Source organism: Haloferax sp. ATB1, from assembly GCF_000730175.1.
Window position 1 is genome coordinate 81,300 of sequence record NZ_JPES01000088.1, and the last position, 18,177, is coordinate 99,476.

General features: G+C 52.6%; 11 protein-coding genes. 10 read left to right on the top strand and 1 reads right to left on the bottom strand.

Annotated features, from left to right (window positions below; all coding sequences use genetic code 11):
- Window positions 1-26: 26 nt before the first annotated feature.
- The 5 genes from ATB1_RS14795 to ATB1_RS14815 are packed head-to-tail and all read left to right on the top strand — an operon-like array spanning window position 27 to window position 6,898.
- Window positions 27-1,772: a hypothetical protein gene (locus tag ATB1_RS14795; protein ID WP_042665063.1), complete on the top strand. Its 1,746-nt coding sequence runs from the start codon at window positions 27-29 to the stop codon at window positions 1,770-1,772.
- Window positions 1,769-2,608 carry a hypothetical protein gene (locus ATB1_RS14800; RefSeq protein ID WP_042665066.1) on the top strand — a complete coding sequence of 280 codons (840 nt, stop codon included), beginning with the start codon at window positions 1,769-1,771 and terminating at the stop codon, window positions 2,606-2,608. The genes ATB1_RS14795 and ATB1_RS14800 overlap by 4 nt, the downstream gene beginning before the upstream one ends.
- Before the next feature lie 2 nt (window positions 2,609-2,610).
- Window positions 2,611-3,675, top strand: coding sequence for a hypothetical protein (locus ATB1_RS14805; RefSeq protein WP_042665069.1), 1,065 nt, complete (start codon window positions 2,611-2,613; stop codon window positions 3,673-3,675).
- A 6-nt stretch (window positions 3,676-3,681) separates the two neighbouring features.
- A complete protein-coding gene (locus tag ATB1_RS14810) occupies window positions 3,682-4,806 on the top strand; it encodes a hypothetical protein (RefSeq protein WP_042665072.1) in 1,125 nt (374 codons plus the stop codon).
- A complete protein-coding gene (locus tag ATB1_RS14815; protein WP_042665074.1) occupies window positions 4,799-6,898 on the top strand; it encodes a VirB4 family type IV secretion system protein in 2,100 nt (699 codons plus the stop codon). Before ATB1_RS14810 ends, ATB1_RS14815 begins: the two co-directional genes overlap by 8 nt.
- A gap of 381 nt (window positions 6,899-7,279) precedes the next feature.
- On the opposite strand, the gene ATB1_RS14820 is transcribed toward ATB1_RS14815, so the two are convergent.
- Entirely contained in the window at window positions 7,280-8,728 is a 1,449-nt protein-coding gene (locus tag ATB1_RS14820; RefSeq protein ID WP_082256449.1) for a PGF-pre-PGF domain-containing protein, read from the bottom strand.
- 307 nt (window positions 8,729-9,035) lie between these two features.
- Here ATB1_RS14820 and ATB1_RS21035 point away from each other — a divergent pair, with 307 nt between their 5' ends.
- The 5 genes from ATB1_RS21035 (at window position 9,036) to ATB1_RS14850 (ending at window position 18,123) form a co-directional block, all read left to right on the top strand.
- A complete protein-coding gene (locus ATB1_RS21035) occupies window positions 9,036-11,072 on the top strand; it encodes a glycosyltransferase (RefSeq protein WP_198526120.1) in 2,037 nt (678 codons plus the stop codon).
- Window positions 11,073-11,084: 12 nt separating this feature from the next.
- Window positions 11,085-12,362: an oligosaccharide flippase family protein gene (locus ATB1_RS14835; RefSeq protein WP_042665085.1), complete on the top strand. Its 1,278-nt coding sequence runs from the start codon at window positions 11,085-11,087 to the stop codon at window positions 12,360-12,362.
- A gap of 105 nt (window positions 12,363-12,467) precedes the next feature.
- Window positions 12,468-13,433 carry a hypothetical protein gene (locus tag ATB1_RS21730; RefSeq protein WP_128081481.1) on the top strand — a complete coding sequence of 322 codons (966 nt, stop codon included), beginning with the start codon at window positions 12,468-12,470 and terminating at the stop codon, window positions 13,431-13,433.
- 42 nt (window positions 13,434-13,475) lie between these two features.
- A complete protein-coding gene (locus ATB1_RS14845; RefSeq protein WP_042665090.1) occupies window positions 13,476-16,229 on the top strand; it encodes a hypothetical protein in 2,754 nt (917 codons plus the stop codon).
- A gap of 85 nt (window positions 16,230-16,314) precedes the next feature.
- The gene (locus ATB1_RS14850; RefSeq protein WP_042665093.1) at window positions 16,315-18,123 is read left to right on the top strand and encodes a hypothetical protein; all 1,809 of its coding nucleotides are present in this window, start codon (window positions 16,315-16,317) and stop codon (window positions 18,121-18,123) included.
- Window positions 18,124-18,177: the final 54 nt, after the last annotated feature.

Sequence of the window (18,177 nt, forward strand, 5' to 3'; positions counted from 1 at the left end):
GCACGGGCCTCACATTGCCTTCCTGTATGCGCACTTCCGCGTGGCCTGTCGTCTTCGTTTGCCTCCTTCTCACGAGTGGTCTCGGTCTCGCCGGTCTCGTCACAGCAACGCCACATCCAGAGACAGAATCCAATGGCTTGACCGAAAACGAGACGGCAACGCTGTGGTCTCGTGACGCAGACGAGTACGTAAACGAAACGGTGTATCGCCAGCGGTACGGCGAAAGCCGAACCCCCATCCAGCAACTCGCCAATGGAACAGATATCACGTTCACACGCCCACCGGCGACCGCGGCAACGTGGACACGGAATGACTTCGGTGACCTGACCGCAGGCAGTACACAGACATCGGTGTATCCGGACCACGCGTCTCTCACAAGTGGACGTTTCATCGACGATGCACACGCGACGTTCTTCGCGATCCATCCATCGACACGGGGTCATCTCGAAGCAGGGGAGACACCACTGTACGTCGCACCCAACGGAAGCGTTCGCGGATTTGTTGACTATCGTGTTCGGATTCCGGATGGCCACCACTCCAATCGGTCGTCTGTAACGTGGTCACTCGTTGACGACGAGATCTCGGAAGTCCGTCTGAAGTCGGATGGTGACGTTATCGTCCGCACAAGAGGGACTCATACACCAGTCCTTGCGTACCACCTCGACGAGACATGGAGTACAACACTCACGCTCGAAGCCGATATCGACGTCCGACTGGAGAAGACGACGACAGTCTCTGTTGGGAACCGAACCCAGACAGAGGTCGCCTATCGGACTGAGACGATCACCGTCGCTGATTCACTCGATGTCGAGGTGTACAATCTTCATGCATACGCCTACGACGCGGCGTATCCCAATGGTGACACCGGAGTCGCACTCTTCCAGTCGAGGCCGTGGCAGGGCTACACACTCACCGAGGATGGCGACTCACGCGTTCGCGGTGTCTGGCGGTTCTACACGGCCCGTGACAACCGATGGGATCGGCTCACCCAAGCGACGGCCACAGATGAGACCGAGATCCATTCCGAAGCACACCCGGTATATGTTCATGCCTACCCATCACGCATCGGGCCGCGAGCCGAACCAATTCGTGATGGGCCGAAGATACTCGACTCGTGGGGCAAAGAACGCCCGAGTCCACAAACCACGATACCAGACACGGTGGCTGTCGAAGTCGTCGACCGGGCGTATACGCCCACCTACGGACTTGCAGTCCGCACAGATGAGCTTGACCGCGATGCACTCCGTGTAATCGGCATCGTCCGCGACAGCAACGCAACTCCCATCACGTCAACGGTGAGCAGTGGTCCGGATCGCGAACTTCGCGAGAGTCGACTCACCGCCGACGTGGTCACGCAGACAAACGATCAGGCGACCGTCCACATTGAACTTCGAGATAACGAGACTGGCGCACCGATCGACCTCACGGCTGACGAACGCCAAGTCTCGCTCAACGGTGAATCTGGCGGGGGCTACATCACCATTGCTGACCAGCGTGTTCGGACGAACGAGTCCGGCGTCGCGGTCGTGAGTATCGACCAACCAGGGGTCTACACCGCACGCTATCATCCGGGAACGTGGCTTGTCGCAAACCCAGCCTATGTTTCAGAGACGGCGACTGCCCGGTGGCATCCACTCGGAACGCTCGATGGGTGGGTTGAGTTACTGATCGAGGTCGGCTGGCAGTTCATCCCCTTCGTTGTGACGTTCTATGCCGGCAAGCAGGTTCTCCGATTTTTCGGGCCACGCGATGATTCTGAACGATATCCATGACACACAATCAATCACAGTTCGATCGACGTACCGTTCTCCGAACAACAGCAGGGCTCTCACTCGCTGGCATTGCTGGCTGTCTCAACGGCAGTGGCTCCAGTGACGAAACGACCAGCACGAACGGCGATTCAGACGACCAAGGAATCTTGCGTCAGGTCGCTGTGGAGGGAACCACGCTTGTCGTCAGACTCGGCTCTGGGAGTGCTGTCGAACAGCTCAACCTCATCCAGCCGAATGGTGAGCTATTCGGGACGCGCGAGGTCGCGACCGGCGTTCAGCAGATTTCATTCGAAATTGGGACTTCGTACGATCCCGGTGACTATCGAGTGCTCGCCGTTCACGGCGACGAGACGGTCGCCGAGACGAGTTTGGAGATCCGACCGCAACTCGAAATCGTTGACGTCGGTCTCTTCAGGAACAACCCAGACAAGCCGTGGGATGAGATCTACGGAGAGAGTGAGACTAATCGAACGAGAAATAGCGAAGCGTATGTCGAAGTTCGGAATACAGGGTCAGGGCCCGATGCCGTGGTTGGACTTCGATTTAGAGGAGATGTTCCTCATTTAGCAGAAAAATACGAGGGGAGCGGCTTGCATGGGACTGACCAGATTGTCGTCCCATCAGAGGACCTTATCGACCTATTCAGTAGCACATTCCCCTTCGGTCCGAAACTTGGCGACGACGGAATGGGCTGTTCAATCGACGGGAATCAGGGTGAGTTTACTGTGATTATTGAGTCCCTGGTTTCCGGCCGTGAGATTGCAGAAACCTTCGGTGTCACGTACTCTGGCTCAGAAGAGATGCGCGACTGCGAGATCAACATTTCTGCCCCATAATCATGGTTGAACTCATAGACGTCGTTCTCGAAGGATTCAAAGACGTCGTCGATTGGATTATGAGCCTCTTCGAGAGCGGACTCAAAGAAGGATATAGAGCCATCTCTGAATCAATGTTTGGAACACCAACCCCGAATACAGGCAGTGGGTTCGTATTTGGGACTCCAACGAACGCACCTTGGCCTACAATTCAGGATGCACTGGTTGGGGGTGAAATCATGCTGATCTCGTTCTTACTTCTCATCGTTAGTGTGCAAGGTCGTCACACGATGCGAATCTTCAATATCGGAAGCGGGTACAAAGCCCGAAAAACACAGAAAACAGCTTGGACCGGAGGAATTCTAATTGTTGGTTGGTACTGGGTTGGTGTCCTCTCCCTGTACTTAGTAGACGGCATTACTATCGCTTTACTCCCGAGCCTTGGGTCTCTGTCAGATGCGATGCTTGAACTTCTACGTGTGACCCTCACCAACCCCATCTTAGGCCTCCTCCTCGCCGCACTCGGGGGCATCTCAATGTGGGCGATTCAAGCCCTCTTTTTCATCCGCGAGATCTTGCTATATGTCTACGTCTATGGGATGCCCATCGCCATCGCACTCGGATATGGAAACATCCCCATTCTCTCCGACATCGCGACTGGCTTCGCAAAACGATTCGTTCCGTTAGTCGTCCTCCCACTCCCCGCAGCGGTCGTGTTCAAAGGCTATGACCTCTTATTCGCCAGTGGGACATTCAATCCTGCAACCGCCTTTCTCCAGTATCTCGTTGCCGTCTCCCTGCCCGTCATCGCACTCTATCTGACGTGGAAGACCTTCGCCTACGCCACCCCACTCACTGCGAAGGCCATTGGAACCGCAAGCAGAGGCGCAGTCATCGCCGGAAGCGTCGCCACAGGTGCGGCTATCGGCGGGTCGAGCGTCGCAACGACCGCCGCCCGTTGGGGGCCAAAAGCCGCTGCTGGGCAGGTACTCGCACAGAAAGCTGCCACCCGAGCTGAAAGTACCACCACACCCACTACTGCTGCGTATCGCCGTACCGAAAACGACCCACACAACACCAATCGCTAATTCATCATGTCGACTGATTCAGACGCTGCAGAACGCCGCCTCATGGACGAATTCGGAGAAGAAAGCCGCATTCCAGGGCTCAATATCGAAGAAGGGGATGTTGGCGTCCTCATTGTGTTCCCACTGCTCGGATTGTTCATTGCCGGTCTCACTGGAATCGACTCACTCGCAGTCCCACTCATCGCAGGGGGCATCGGACTCGGTGCCGCCGTCGTCTATGTCACCCCGGACCACCTCACTGCGTGGGCATGGGCCACAGACGTGTCTCGATTCGCACTGCGACCGCGGCAGACGTTTAGTGCGCCTATCGAAACAGACACAAACACCACCGCAGAGTTCGTTCGAAATGCGGGTGGCCTTGCGAACTACACACCGTTCAAACCGGATGAACGAACACAGGAGCTCACCAACATAGAGCGGGCGTGGCCCGGTGTGGGTGCAATCCAGCGTTCTGACGGTGTAATGGAGGCATTCATCGAAGTGAACCCAGGGAACATGGACTTCGCCATGTCCGATGACTGGGCGAGTCTCCAAGCAGCAGGCACTGCGTTTGCAAACACGGAACTCGATTCGAAGCTGACGTTCCACGCGACGACGCGGTCGTTTCCAGTCGAACAACTCACAGCAAACATCGAACAGCGGCTTTCCGATGAAGACGTCACCCAAAACCCTGTCTTCCGTGAACTCCTCGAAGAGTACCGCGAGAGACGCCCACGGGCGATGCGAAACCGCGGGACACAACAGATTCGCTTTTTCATCGGCGTCGAGGTCTCGCCACTGGAAGTCTATGACCGCTTCCACGATGAGCGAACACCCGCAGAGAAGTTGACTGAACTCCCTGGGATTGGCTTCCTATTCACGCCATTCGTCACGCGCCGAGAAGACCTCTCGAAGCCCGAAGAGCGTGCCCGGATGTTTGAGCGATTAACAACCCGAATCACGAACATCGATTCTGGATTCATCCAGCAGGCGTCGGGGTGGTCGGCTCGTCGCGTGAGTACAGCCGAGTTGTTCATACTGACAATGGAGTTTTGGAACGGCCACGAACACGACTATGACAACCCACAACGAGTGATCCGTGACCACCCGATTATCGGACGGGCTCGTCGAGAGGATGCGTTCGATGCGTAATCTCAGCTTCCAAACAGCGAGCGAACTCGCACACCAGCTTTTCGAGTGGCTCCAACAACCAACATCACCCGAAGGTGCTGCCGTGTACGCTGTCGGAGCGCTCGGTATTGCGCTCGGGGCTATCGGTGTGTGGAAATACCGTTCTCCCGACGTCGTACCCGAAGTCGAGTTCTCGGACGTTCTCGACGAAGACACGATTCACACAGGACACACTGAGGGGCAACTCCTCGATGATATCGCAGAGTCACACAAAACCACGATTGCACCCACAGCCATCGAATGGGAGACCCGAACTGCCCGTGTGGGCGAACAGTGGACCTCGACACTCATGATTACGGACTACCCTGATTACCCGAATGATGGCTACCTCAGTGATCTGTTCCAGCTAACAGACGTTGAGTTCGACCTCACAGCCCATATACGGCCAAAAAACCAACTGCGTGCTCGAAGCGAACTCCAAGAGATCGCTGACGATCTCCAGGTTGACGCCGACCTCGAACAGAGCGTTCGAAGTGGGTATCTCCAACAGCGAGCACACCAAGCTGCGGCGACGTACAATGCGGTCGAAAGTGGGACTCGTGTCTTCGACCAGTCGGTGTTCGTCACTGTGCGTGCCGACACACGCGAGAAACTCAACGATGCCGTCCAACGCGTCAAAAGTGCGCTTCGAGATGAGCCGGCCAGTCTCACACCGAAGACTGCGATTTGCAAACAAGACCTCGCACTCCAATCTGCCGCACCGATTGGAAAGAACATCGTTGGTCGCAGCTCAATCGCGCTTGGTGGGGCCGTTGGCGCGCTCCTTGCATCACCACACAATGCGACCATCCTCGAAGAGGGGGGCGTCGAATTCGGGATTCACAAAGACACCCACAGCCCGGTGGTGATCGACCCATTCGCTCGCGATAACGGCTATGCGATGTTCACCGTCGGCGATACCGGCTCTGGGAAGTCGTTTAGCTCGAAACAGAACTTCATCCGGTCGATCGAACAAAGCACAGACCGGATTGGCATCATCCTCGAACCACTCAACAATTGGGCTGGCGTCGCCGAAGCCTTGGACGCCAAGCGCATCACCGTTGGCGGGACGCTCGGGTTAAATCCCTTAGAGATTCGCCAGACTCCTGAGCACGTCCAGCGGGCGATGGGTGAGGACGCGAGTCCGTTCAACGAGAAACTCGATGACGCAATGAGCTTTCTCACGAACTACTTCGCACTGCGTGGAATCTCGCTTGGTGACCGCCGAACCACACTCGAACTCGGACTTCAACAGGCGTACGAACGCCAGGGGATCACCGACGAGATCGACACGCACGGCAATCAGAGTCCGACCATCCGCGATATGATGGACATCTTCGAGGAGATGGTTGCATCACCCAGCGAGTTTGTCGTTCGGGCGGACGCCGAGGCGCACAAACTCCGCGCGGACGCGACGTGGCTTCTCGGACAACTTGGTCTGTTCGAAGACGGTGGCCGATATGCAAACTTGGGTCGACAATCTGAGTTCAACATCCGCGACGAGAAGGTCGTCTACCTTGATTTAGCCCAACAAGAAGGCAGCGTCAGCAGTAGTACGGCACTGACGATGCAGCTTCTCATCTCTTTGGTGTACGAACGTGCCAAAGAGACAGACAAGGAAGTCGTGTTCGTCATCGACGAAGCACGGTACATCATGCAAGACGCCGCAAGTCTGGCGTTCTTAGAGACGGTGTTCCGTCATCACCGCCACCACGATCTCTCGATTCGACTTGTCACACAGACTGTCGACGAGTTCTTCCAACATACTGAGTCCGAAGCGATTCTCGATCAGTGTGCAGTCAAGCAGTTCCACCATCTCGATGGCATGGACGAAACGTGGGCCAAAGAGTTCGGGCTGAACTACGCTCAGATGCGATTCGTCCAAGATGCGATTCCGGGGAATGAGGATGCGGGGTACTCCGAAGCGCTCGTTGGCGTCGATGGTGAGTGGCGTGGCATCAGAGTTGAGGCGATGCCCAAAGAAAAGCGAGTCATCGACTTCGACCCAACGGAGTCGTCTGCGAGATCGTTACCCGGAGGTGAGAGCACTCGTCAAGCGTACAGGCGTTCGTGAGGGTCCCAACGCCAAAGTTAGCAAAAATCGAAGTCGTTTCCCTGAGTGAACAACCGGTCGCGTGAAGACGGACGATGAGTGTCCCAAAATGCGGCGCGTTCTGGTGTCTCGGAAACCAGCATCCGCTGAGTCCGCAGAATCTCTAATGCTGCGAGATGCGAATGAGACGCGAAGCATCTCAGTCACGTTCGAAAGACGTGCTGCGTCTTTCGAGCCTACAAACTCGCTCTGCGTGTGTGGGACATCGCCGCCCGCGCACGTGCCCCATATTCTTGGCTCTATTGAAATAGTTTATATCTGACATTAAAGAGGGTTACCACAGATTTTCGCGGATGCTGTTGCAAACTCGCATCTCAATAAAAACGAGAGGTCGTTTGTGCGTTAGTCTTGACGGCGAAGACCAACGAGCGCAACTGCGAAGAGAGCAATAACTGCGAGGACTACAGAGAATCCTGGGCCATCGGTTGACGTCGTTTCAGTCTCTAGATTCTCATCCGTTGTCGTTACCTCCTCTTGAGGTGTCGCAGTAGACGTCTCGGTAGGTGCCGCAGTAGACGTCTCGGTAGTAGTCTCAGGTGTGTTCGATTCGGTCGTCGTTGTACTCTTGTTCGAGATCGCGAACACAGAGAGACCAGGAGACTCGGCTGTGAAGCGGTAGGAGTCACCAACTTGCTCAGTAAAGCTAGTATCGAGTGCATTCCACTCACCGTCATGGTACCGGTAGAGTGCAATATCTTCTGGCGAGCGGTCGCCAAGTTGTTGTTCACTCACACGGAAGTTGAAGTCGACCGTCGCAAGGTTGTCATCAGGTGCGCTGTGGTCGACGTTAATGTATCCAAGCACGTCGTCATCTGTTGGCGAAGTGGATACCTCTTCATCACCGGTCTCTGGTTCGTCAGGTGATGAATAGGTCACATCCATGTCGAAGTCAGAGTCTTCCTCGAAGTTGACGTTAATATTCTCGACAGCACCACCAGAAGTTTTGACCTGCTCCTCAACCGTCTCCTTGTTAACAGTCAACTTGACGGATTCACCGGCCGACCCAGACTTGATATTCACTGAGATACTCCGTCCGTCAGGAGAATCTTCGACGGAAACTTCTGCGCTTCCAGTCGATTCAACTGTCGCCCGCTCAGACGTTGCTATGTTGGAGGCTGTGCTGCTTTGGGAAGCACCACCACCACCGCCACCGCCGCCGCTGCGGTCGTCATCATCGTCGTTGTCGCTGTTGTTATTGTTAGTCGACTGCTCTTTGACGTCAAACGTATACGTTGTTTGACTGTCGTCGAACGGGAGGAACTCACCATCGGTGGCTTCCGTGTCGAAGCGTACGGTCCACTGACCGTTATCAAAGTTGCTGGTGTCAATGACAAGTTCGTAGGTGAGTTCACTATCAGCGCTACCATAGCCGTAGCCATAGCCGTATCCGAAGTCCTTGCTGTATCCGGAGCCGTAGCCAACAGTGTTTGAACCGTACCCGTAGCCTGCGTTGTTTGAGACAAGCGTCACGGAGTTCAACCAAGACGGTTGCTTAGATTCAACGCCGCCGCTCGCATCAATGCGGACGGATTGTTGTTTGCCATCGGGGCCCTCAAGCTCAATCAGGTGATTTTTGATTGGCGTACTGTCGCCCGATTCAAGGTCGATATCGACAGTAAGAGTCACTTGATTACCGCTCTGGACCGAGGACTTGTCGCCGTCGAGAGTCCCTGTAATAGCTGATGCTGGTGATGCGACACTCAACACAGAGACCACGACAACCGCTGCGAGCAGGACACTCAGCAGCCGTGTGTGGTTCTGAAGTTGAGACAACTTGTCGGTGAGAGACATGTCTGCGTGCTAGGTCCAACCATTCACATATAGTAGCTTCGGATTACCAAATCTGAGTTCAGATATTCAGAGAACCATCAGTCGGCCCCTTCAGATTTTCTATTCGTTAATCGTCCTAGTTCTGTGGTTAAGCTCCCTGTTATAGGCCGTTATAGATAGAGGAGTGACATTCTCGGTAGAGACTAAGGGACGTTTCTGAAAATCATTATTCTGAATGATAGCCAGTTTTATAAGTAGTATTGTCAAAAGAATTTGTAACACAACCGGGTCCGCGACGGACGGATCCCTCACTCACAGAATCAAAGACATGCTCCAACTCATACAGACTCTCGCAGTAGGCTGCTTCTTCATCGTTTTACTTCCCGTGAAGTTGCTTGCACGCGTTCTCCCAACTCGTGTTCTCAGTCGTTGGACGACAGGTCAGGTTAGTCAGCAAAGCCAGCCCTGTGCGACCGAAAACTCATCCAGCACAACGCGGAGTATCGTTCTTCCGATTTACAATGAAGATCCGTCTACTTGGGAATCTCTTGCCTACTCGCTTCGTGTCTCGGGGTGGGACGAAGTCATACTCACAATTGACCAACCGAATTCGGAAACACAGGCTGCCATTGATCGCATCTCCGACCCAAATATTAAATTCTCAATCTCGCAATCACGCCGCGGAAAGGGGGGAGCACTCCACGAAGGTCTCACAAGCACAACAGGAGATATTATCGGATTCATTGATGCAGACGGGGCAATTAGTACCGAGAGCATTGACAAGCTCTACGCAACTGTTGAATCGACCGATGCACATGTTGCGATCGGCTCTCGCGATATTGGGTCAAATAGCAGAGCTTCTCAGTCAGCCTTACGGCAACTGCTTGGACAGATCTATAGTAGGCTTGCACAAGCGGCAACGAAGGTCCAGGTGACCGATTTTCAATGTGGCGCGAAGGCGTTTGATGCACAAGTCTGGGAACAGACTCACCCCACGCTCCGTGAACGCCGGTTTGGGTTCGATACTGAATTCCTTGCACATGCGAATGCAAACGGATACACAATTGAGGAAGTCGGAATTGAGTGGAATGATCCTGGAGATAGTGAAGTAACGCTGTACACCGATATCCCGGATATGCTTCGGGCATTACTCCGTGTCCGGCGTTCACTACGGACAGTTTCTGAACAAGGAACTACGAACAAGCAATCGCTCGCACTTGTCTCTGCACACCCCCCAACGCGAGGTGGGCTTGCAGAGTACGGAGAGAAACTGGCACATGCATATCATCGTCGCGATGATGTCGTCCCAACAGTCGTCTCTCGAACAACTGAGAACACTAATAGAGAGTACCCATATCAAGTTGTGCCTCGCTGGCGGCGGGACTCATTGGCAGCTGCAGTATCACTTATTCGCGAAATTGCAGATCCGACGTACGATGCAGTACAGTTCAACATCCATATGACATACTTTGGTTCACAGAACCTCCACCGGTTTGTTGGCCTTCTCATCCCACCGTTTCTCAGCACGGTTCTCGAAACCAAAGTCGTCGTCACAATGCACGATTTCTTCGAAGTGGTAGAAGACGAGGAACTCCCAGACGATGTGGGACGGCTACACGTGTGGGGAGCGAAAATCGCAACTCGACTGTTGCTCCTTAGCGATGTTGTGACTGTTACATCAGAGAAGTACTTGGAACTTGTCGAGGTTGAATACGGGATCACGGACGCCGAGTACATTCCTCATGGCACCTTCCAGCAACCAATGAAAGCAGATGGAGGGCAAAACCATGAGACAAATAACCAGCCGGATAAGACAGACTCACCGTTCACGGTTTTATTGTTTGGCCATCTCGGCCCCACGAAAGACGTTGAAACCGCTGTCAACGCGTTTGAGCGTTTCCACCGCCGAGTTCCGGATTCTGAATTAGTAATTGCTGGTGGGTCCCACCCCGAGTATCCGGGGTATCAAAAGGACCTCAAACAACAATACGGTGATCTCGATGGTGTTCGGTTTACTGGATATGTTCCAGATAACGATCTTCGGCGTATCTGGAAGAATGCAACCATCGCAACGATGCCGTATCATACGATGACTGGCGTCTCCGGGGTGTTCCAACTCGCTAAGTCCTACGGAGTCCCTGTTGTTGCAGCGGACGTTGAGGGGATGCGAACATCGACTGTTGATACTGGTGGGGACGCAGTATTTGTCACACCGGGGGATGCACACGAATTGTGCCATGCGTTTGAGAAATTGCACGGGGACATCGAGTATCGACAAGAACTCGCATCGAAAAACCGGAAAGCGGGCGAAGAATGTACAATTGAGGATACCGCAGCAATGATGTCTGCAGTTCTCGCGGATTAACCTTACATCGCTATGGATTTTCCCCGTTCAACCTTTCTGACTCGGTTGGGGTCACAAGTCGACTCGTTACTGAGAGATGCGGGTATCGTCACCATTGGTGTCATCCTCAGTGGAGGAATCAACTACGGATTTCAACTGTTCATGGGTCGAGCACTTGGTCCTGAAGAATATGGCGTATTCGGTGCTCTGTTTGCACTTACGTATCTTCTGCAAGTATTCAGCCGTGGGATTCGGTTTGCTTCAAGTCGCCATGGGGCAAAACTCAATCAAGCTCAGCAGAGTGTCTTAGCCTTCCATTCGTCGTTCGCAATACGTGCTTTCGGGATTGGTATCGTTCTTGCTAGTATTGTAGTTCTCGCGACTGAAGAGCTATCAGCGTTGCTTGGTATCGGGCAGTTCATCACAATAATAATTGTAGCCCTCTCGATTCCGTTTTCTTTGCTTCTTCCGGTCAATATTGGGTTAATGGAGGGAACGAGTCAATTCAAAGATCTTGCTGGGTTTCAGGTGATACCTGCGGTTCTCAAGCTTGGGGTCGGTGCTGGGTTAGTACTACTGGGCTACGGGATTGCAGGTGCATTTCTTGGTATCTTCGCTGGCGTTGCCGTCGCTGCAGTCTGGTCTACGAAGCGTATTCGTGACCGAAACGCCGCGTTGGGGGATCTGTCAGAACTCTCTACCCACCATGCATACCGTTATCTAGTCCCAGCAACGCTTGCAGGGCTCTGTTTCAACATTCCAGGTAATGTTGACGTGATACTCGTCCAAGGGCTTACGAGTGACACCGCTGCGGGCTACTATACAGCAGCGTCTGTTCTCGGTAAGTCACTTATCTTCCTTGTGATCGGCTTGACTGCTGCGTTATTCCCTGCGATTGCTCGGATAGATTCTGATGAGACTGCAGATCAAAAACAGATGCAGTCGCTATTCAAACGGGGGATGGGGTATTCGGTACTACTCCTCGGAAGTGTAACCGCAGTATACGCCCTGATACCAAAGTTCATCCTTGTGATTTTGTATGGGGGTGCATACGCCAATGCTGCACCCTTTGTTCGATGGTACGCCGTTGCAATATTCGTATTCTGTCTGGCATTGGTCATTCTGAATTTCGAGCTGGCACGATCCAACTATCGATTCGTAGTCTTGTTCTCAATCGTCTCAATTAGTGAGGTCATTGCAATGATAGTGCTCGGAGGAGACCCAATTTCGCTCATCCAAACGTTACTGGCCGCAAACACGGGATTAGTCTGTGTTGGGGGTATCAAGGTGGGCTACGAGTTGTGGAGCTAAGTAGTCCACACGAACCGATGCAGGTTCCTATTGACCTCGCAACCAATACAACAATTGAGAATCTCCTCGATTGTTTTATAACTGCGCAGCAGGGACCGAATTAGTATGGATGCAACTCGTAACGTGGTCGAGGGGGTGAAACTCTGGGCACGGAGTTCTGTGAAAGCAATTAGGAAAGAAGGCTTATCCGGATTTTCGGAGTCAACTCGACTGCTTTACACACATATTCTGCGATTTTACGGACTCATTCACAACTACGGTGAGCCGATCTACGATGCTGAGTGGGACGTATTAATCGTGCTTGATGCGTGCCGAGCCGACCTCATGGAAGAGGTTGCATCCGAGTACGATTTTATCAATTTCGATGTCACCAACTCTCTCGGGAGTTGCTCTCCAGAGTGGATGGAGAAGAATTTCACATCGTCCTACATCGATGAAATGCAACAGACGGCATACATTACTGGGAACCCATATTCTGAGACCTGTCTTGAGTCAAGTGAGTTCGAACTGTTTGACGAAGTCTGGAGATATGCGTGGGACGAAGAACTTGAGACGATTCCACCAGGGCCACTTACTGATCGAGCAATTACAGTCGCCCGGGAAGGCCAGCCAGATCGACTAATTGTCCACTATATGCAGCCACACCACCCCTTTGTTCCATCACCTCTGGGTGAAGGCATACGACCTGACACGGGAGAGCGAATCGAATTTAGTGATCTCGAAGACGTGTGGACACGGCTTCAACGTGGAGACCTCAGTCGTGAAGAAGTCTGGGAGGGGTACCGAGACAATCTCGAATATGTCCTTGAGAGTGTCGAAACACTCATCAACAATATCGATGGGAAAGTGGTCATCACAGCTGATCACGGCAACGCACTCGGAGAATTCCACATGTACGGTCATCCGATCTATGCACCTGTGTGGCCACTCAAGCGAGTTCCGTGGTGTGAGTATGAAGCAACCGACTCAGGGACGTACACTCGGGACCAGACTGCATCGGAACGCCACGACACGACAGATGACGAAACCCTCTCAACAGAAGACAAACTCGCCGCACTTGGATATATATAGCACGTTCAACGGGCTGAAACAACAATATTTCAATCACATCACATGCAAAGAATCCTAACTCGTCTCTCTCAGCACAAGATCACCGATGACCAGCGTAACAGAGTTCTCGCAGGAATCGCATTTCTTGTTGCCTACAGTATTCTCCTCCAGGGGATTATTCTCGGCCGATACTATGCGATTGGTGACCTACCACCACACGCAAAAGGGATTGCACTAGCGAAGTTCTTCGGGACGTGGCATGAGACGATGTTGGGATTCGCACACCAGTACCCGATTCACAAGATGTACTTTGGTGTGTTTACTCAACTCCTTGGGCCACTCGGGCAGAACCTGCTGTTTCTGTCACTCCCAGTTGGTGCGTTCATCGCTTTCATCTTCCTTGGACGCCGGTTTGTTCCAGAAGGAACAGCACTCTTTGTTGCGGCAGGAGTGTACGCTCTCAACCCGCTAACGCTGGCGGAGATGGTAAACGGAGGGTCTGGAGAATTCCTTGCATACGTTGGCGGACCAATTGTCATTGAGTACTTATACCGGATTACAGAGCGAGATTCGCTCAGGCCTGTGCTCAAAGCAGGAGCGGCATTCGGGTTATTTGGTGTGATTCCATGGACCCTCTTTTGGATCCTTGCTCCGTTCGCGCTAAATCGCCTGTATTCAGTTCGTAAGGACCCAAAGTCGGTTTCCCGATTGGTAGCATCTGGGGGTCTTGGAATCCTGCTTTCGATTCCGGGCGTATTCTATCTCTTCGTTCGTGGGGCAAGTATCTCAACAGCCAATGGGTTTGCGAGCCATCTGGATTGGAACTACGCCGATGCTACTGTCCTATCGATACTCCGCCTTGCCGGCAATCACGGCTCATACGCGTTGACCACGTACGGATACAATACTGATTCATGGGCAGCTATTGGTCTTATTATCCCCTGTATTGCGCTCTTCGCAGTTACGAAGACAAAACTTCGGTTTCTCTACCCAACCGTTGGTGTGTTTGTCTCGTTCGCGGTACTTACGAATGCAACAGTCACCTACCCACTCTTCGAGCTATTTCCACCACTATGGACGTTCCGGAACATGACCAAGATTCTCTTTCCGATCTCACTCTGTGTCTTGTTGCTGTTTGCTGCTGGCTTCCACTATCTTCTAGCACTCACACGACGCGTGCCGTCTTTGGGACTGTTCAATTTTCAGGTGACCGAACCAATGCAGACAGTCTTCAATCGGCTTCCACAAGTTCTACTCGTCGTCCTCATCGTCAGTAGCTCGTTTGCGTATGTCGCTCCCATGGCAGGCGCAGCAGGACTGAATGGGACCTATGATGATAGCTATGCAATTCCAGAAGAATATGACACGGTCGCAAACTCGCTTGAAGGGAAGGTCCTCTGGGCACCGTACAGCTATACGACACAGCTTCGGCTGAGAGCCACATACCCAAATCATGTCGGAATAAAGAGTGGTGGTCTTAATACTGGAAAAGCGAATGGGGAGTACGTTCGCCAATTTTTCAGATCGATCGGAGCTGGTGACCGCCTCTACCCGCACCTTTCGGCGCTTGGAGTCCAGTATATTGTTGTTGACGAACTCCCCCAACAACGCTATCCAGCAACAGAAGGGCGTATTCGAATGGAAGAACGCCACGGTGCACCCTGGTTGTTCGGAAATCCGACCGAATTTGCCAGTCGATTCGACGACTCAGCAGCCTACACGCGAGTGATGGAGACTGAGAATCTAACGGTGTATCGTGTGAACGGCATTGAGCGAAAGTCCGGAAGCGTCATCAAACAGGGAGTTCACCGATTATACACACCTCAGACACCGAGTACGCACGCCGGTGACGCCTCGAATCTAATTTCGAACCCTAATTTCGAACAAGGGGTCTCCAGTTGGTGGACGAATCCCCGGTCGACAGGTACCCAAGCAACAGTGGTTTCTAACAACGGCACGCGAACACTCAAACTTGAGACGTCGACTGGAAACGTCATCCCTGTTGCTCAAGGATTCGAGACAGATCCGGAGCAAGCATACCAGGTAGCTGTAAATTCAACTGGTAATGTGTCGGTTGTTCTCTACTGGTATGACGGAGAAAAACGGGCAGATAACTCAAACCTCATCGATCGAAGGGAGTACCCCGTCTCAGAACACCCCATACAAGTGATTGCAAAGAGCGATTATCTATCGTTGCGCCTTCGACCGAAGAACGAAACAGTCTCCCTTCACTCGGTCTCCGTCAAGCCAACGACTGTGCCGGCTGCAGTTGGCTTCGAGCAGAATACCGAGGACATTCCAGGCGTCCTTATTGACGGAGAACAAACAGATACAAACGTCGGAAAAACGGTGGCTGTGAACCTCCCAGCAGATGAACGTGCCTCGCTAAATCCCGACATTGTTGTGACTGATGCAGAGTCCGTCCTGCCTGGAACTGTAGTGCTGAACGATACATATCGACAAGGGGCTGGGGTACTCCTCCCTAACGAGACGATTGAGACACAAATCCCAGAGAATGCGACAGTCACCACGTATGAAACAGAAAACGGGACTGTCGTTGATTATTGGGTCGTTGGAGAGTGGGATCACACGGAAACCGCAGTCAAATATACTTCCTACCACGATGCTTGGACAGCAGGAGCCAATGCAACGCATCTCCGTGCGTTTGGTTGGGCGAACGCATTCACGAATACAACGACAGCAGAGATCACTTGGTCCGGGAACGGAGTTAGATTACCCGTGGTCGGGATCTGGGGCTTCAGTTGGCTTGCTATACTGGCTGGGCTGACCTATCTCCGGCGAGAGCAAAACCAATGAATACACATCGGAGAGGAGTAACCCGAACTACTCACAGGAGAGATTGCCCGAACTGCTCGCAGGAGAAATATCTCGAATAGCAAATATGAACCAAACACAGAGCCTCTATATTCGTGGTGTACTTGTCTTCTCGGCAATTGCGCTTCTTGTATTTGCACCGCTGTTTGGTTCGGGGTATATCCTGTCGCTTGACCTTGTTTGGGCACCCGGAATGTCGCACGTCCAGCACCTCATTGAGATCAAAGGACCACTATACTATGGCCGGTTCCCCTTTGTCTTCCTCCTCGATACACTCGGGGTAGTTGTTCCGTTAGACGTCCTTGAGAAACTCGTCTTGATGAGTGTGATTGTGATTAGTGGTCTTGCAGGCATCCACAGTACTCCTGCACAGACACACACTAGCAAGTTTGCTACGGGGCTAATCTATGCTGTCAATCCATTCGTATACACTCGGTTTCTTGCCGGTCATTGGTATCTACTACTGAGTTACGCCGTATTACCGCTCGCCATCCGTGCGTACTATCAGTATCTATCTGGAGAGGTTGAGCAACCCTATCGTGCCTTACTGTGGGGAACGCTAGTCTCAGTATTCGACCCCCATGGAACTGTTCTACTTGCGTTCATTGGAGGGATATTCACTGTTGTACACGGCTTCCACTCGGAACTTGAACAAAACCTCTCAACCGTGAAACGGGTCGGGTTCTACTGTGTAGGATTTGTGCTTCTGAACAGCTACTGGATCCTCCCAGTCGTTACAAATTTGACCGGCGGCAACGGGACGCTGTCAGCGTACAGTATTGCCGATCTCACCGCGTTTTCAGCATATCCAACGATCGATGAAAACATCCTACTGTCCGTAATGATGCTCTATGGATTTTGGAGACCAGGCTATCTCACCACAACGAGTGTTCTCCCCACACCACTCGTGTTTGGCTTGTTTACACTGCTGCTAGCATTGTTGTTGTATGGGGTATTTATCTCAGACGACAAGTCATGGCGAGACGGGCTGTTTGTAAGTGCTATCTGCTGTTTCATCCTAGCAATGGGCGCTACTGGGCCAGTGACTGGGCCAGTTGTTACCAAACTGTTTGAGACTGTGCCCGGTCTTCTCGCGATGCGTGATACCCAAAAATTCAGTATTGGGCTTTGTCTCGCATACGCGTGGTTTAGTGGGGTTGCTCTCGATGAGCTTATTCGGGATTCCCCGATCAACGTCCCATCAGTCTCAAGAGACTCATCACTCCGAGTTGGACTTAGTCTGGTGATCTTAGTTGCGACGCTTTCATACTCTCTTCCAATGCTCAATGGTTTCCACGGCCAGTTATCGCCAACTGAGTACCCTGATAGTTGGAACGTACTCAATGAACGGCTCACCGACGACCCGACACCGTCTCGTGTTCTCGTGTTTCCATGGCATCAATACATGATGTTTTCATTTACAGACAGGACGATTGCAAACCCCACCGACATATATTTCGATAAACCAGTTTTGCGGGGCCGAAACATCGAAATCGGGACTATCGAAAGTAACGCTCCAGAACCCGCCCATCAAGAAGTTCGCAGCCTCTTGGCAATGGACTGGCGTGATCGATCAGGGTTCGGAGAAGCAACCGCTCCACTTGGAGTGAGATACATTGTGCTATTCAAATCTGCAGACTACGAGAGCTATAGCTACCTCAACGATCAAACGGATCTCAGAATCCAGGGTGAGACAACGGAATATGTTCTCTACGAAAATACGGCCTTTGATGGTCAACAACAGGACGCATGGCCAGCAAAAAGTTCGCCGATCCCAATGACAGCTGTTCTCGTTGGTTTCGGACTGTCGCTGCTGACATTACTGTCAATAAGTATCCCAGTAGGTCGACGAATACTAAACGAAAACTCTCGTTAACTTCCTGGGCTGGCGGTCGTCTGTCGCGCGGTTGATGTAGTCTTCGGCACGCGT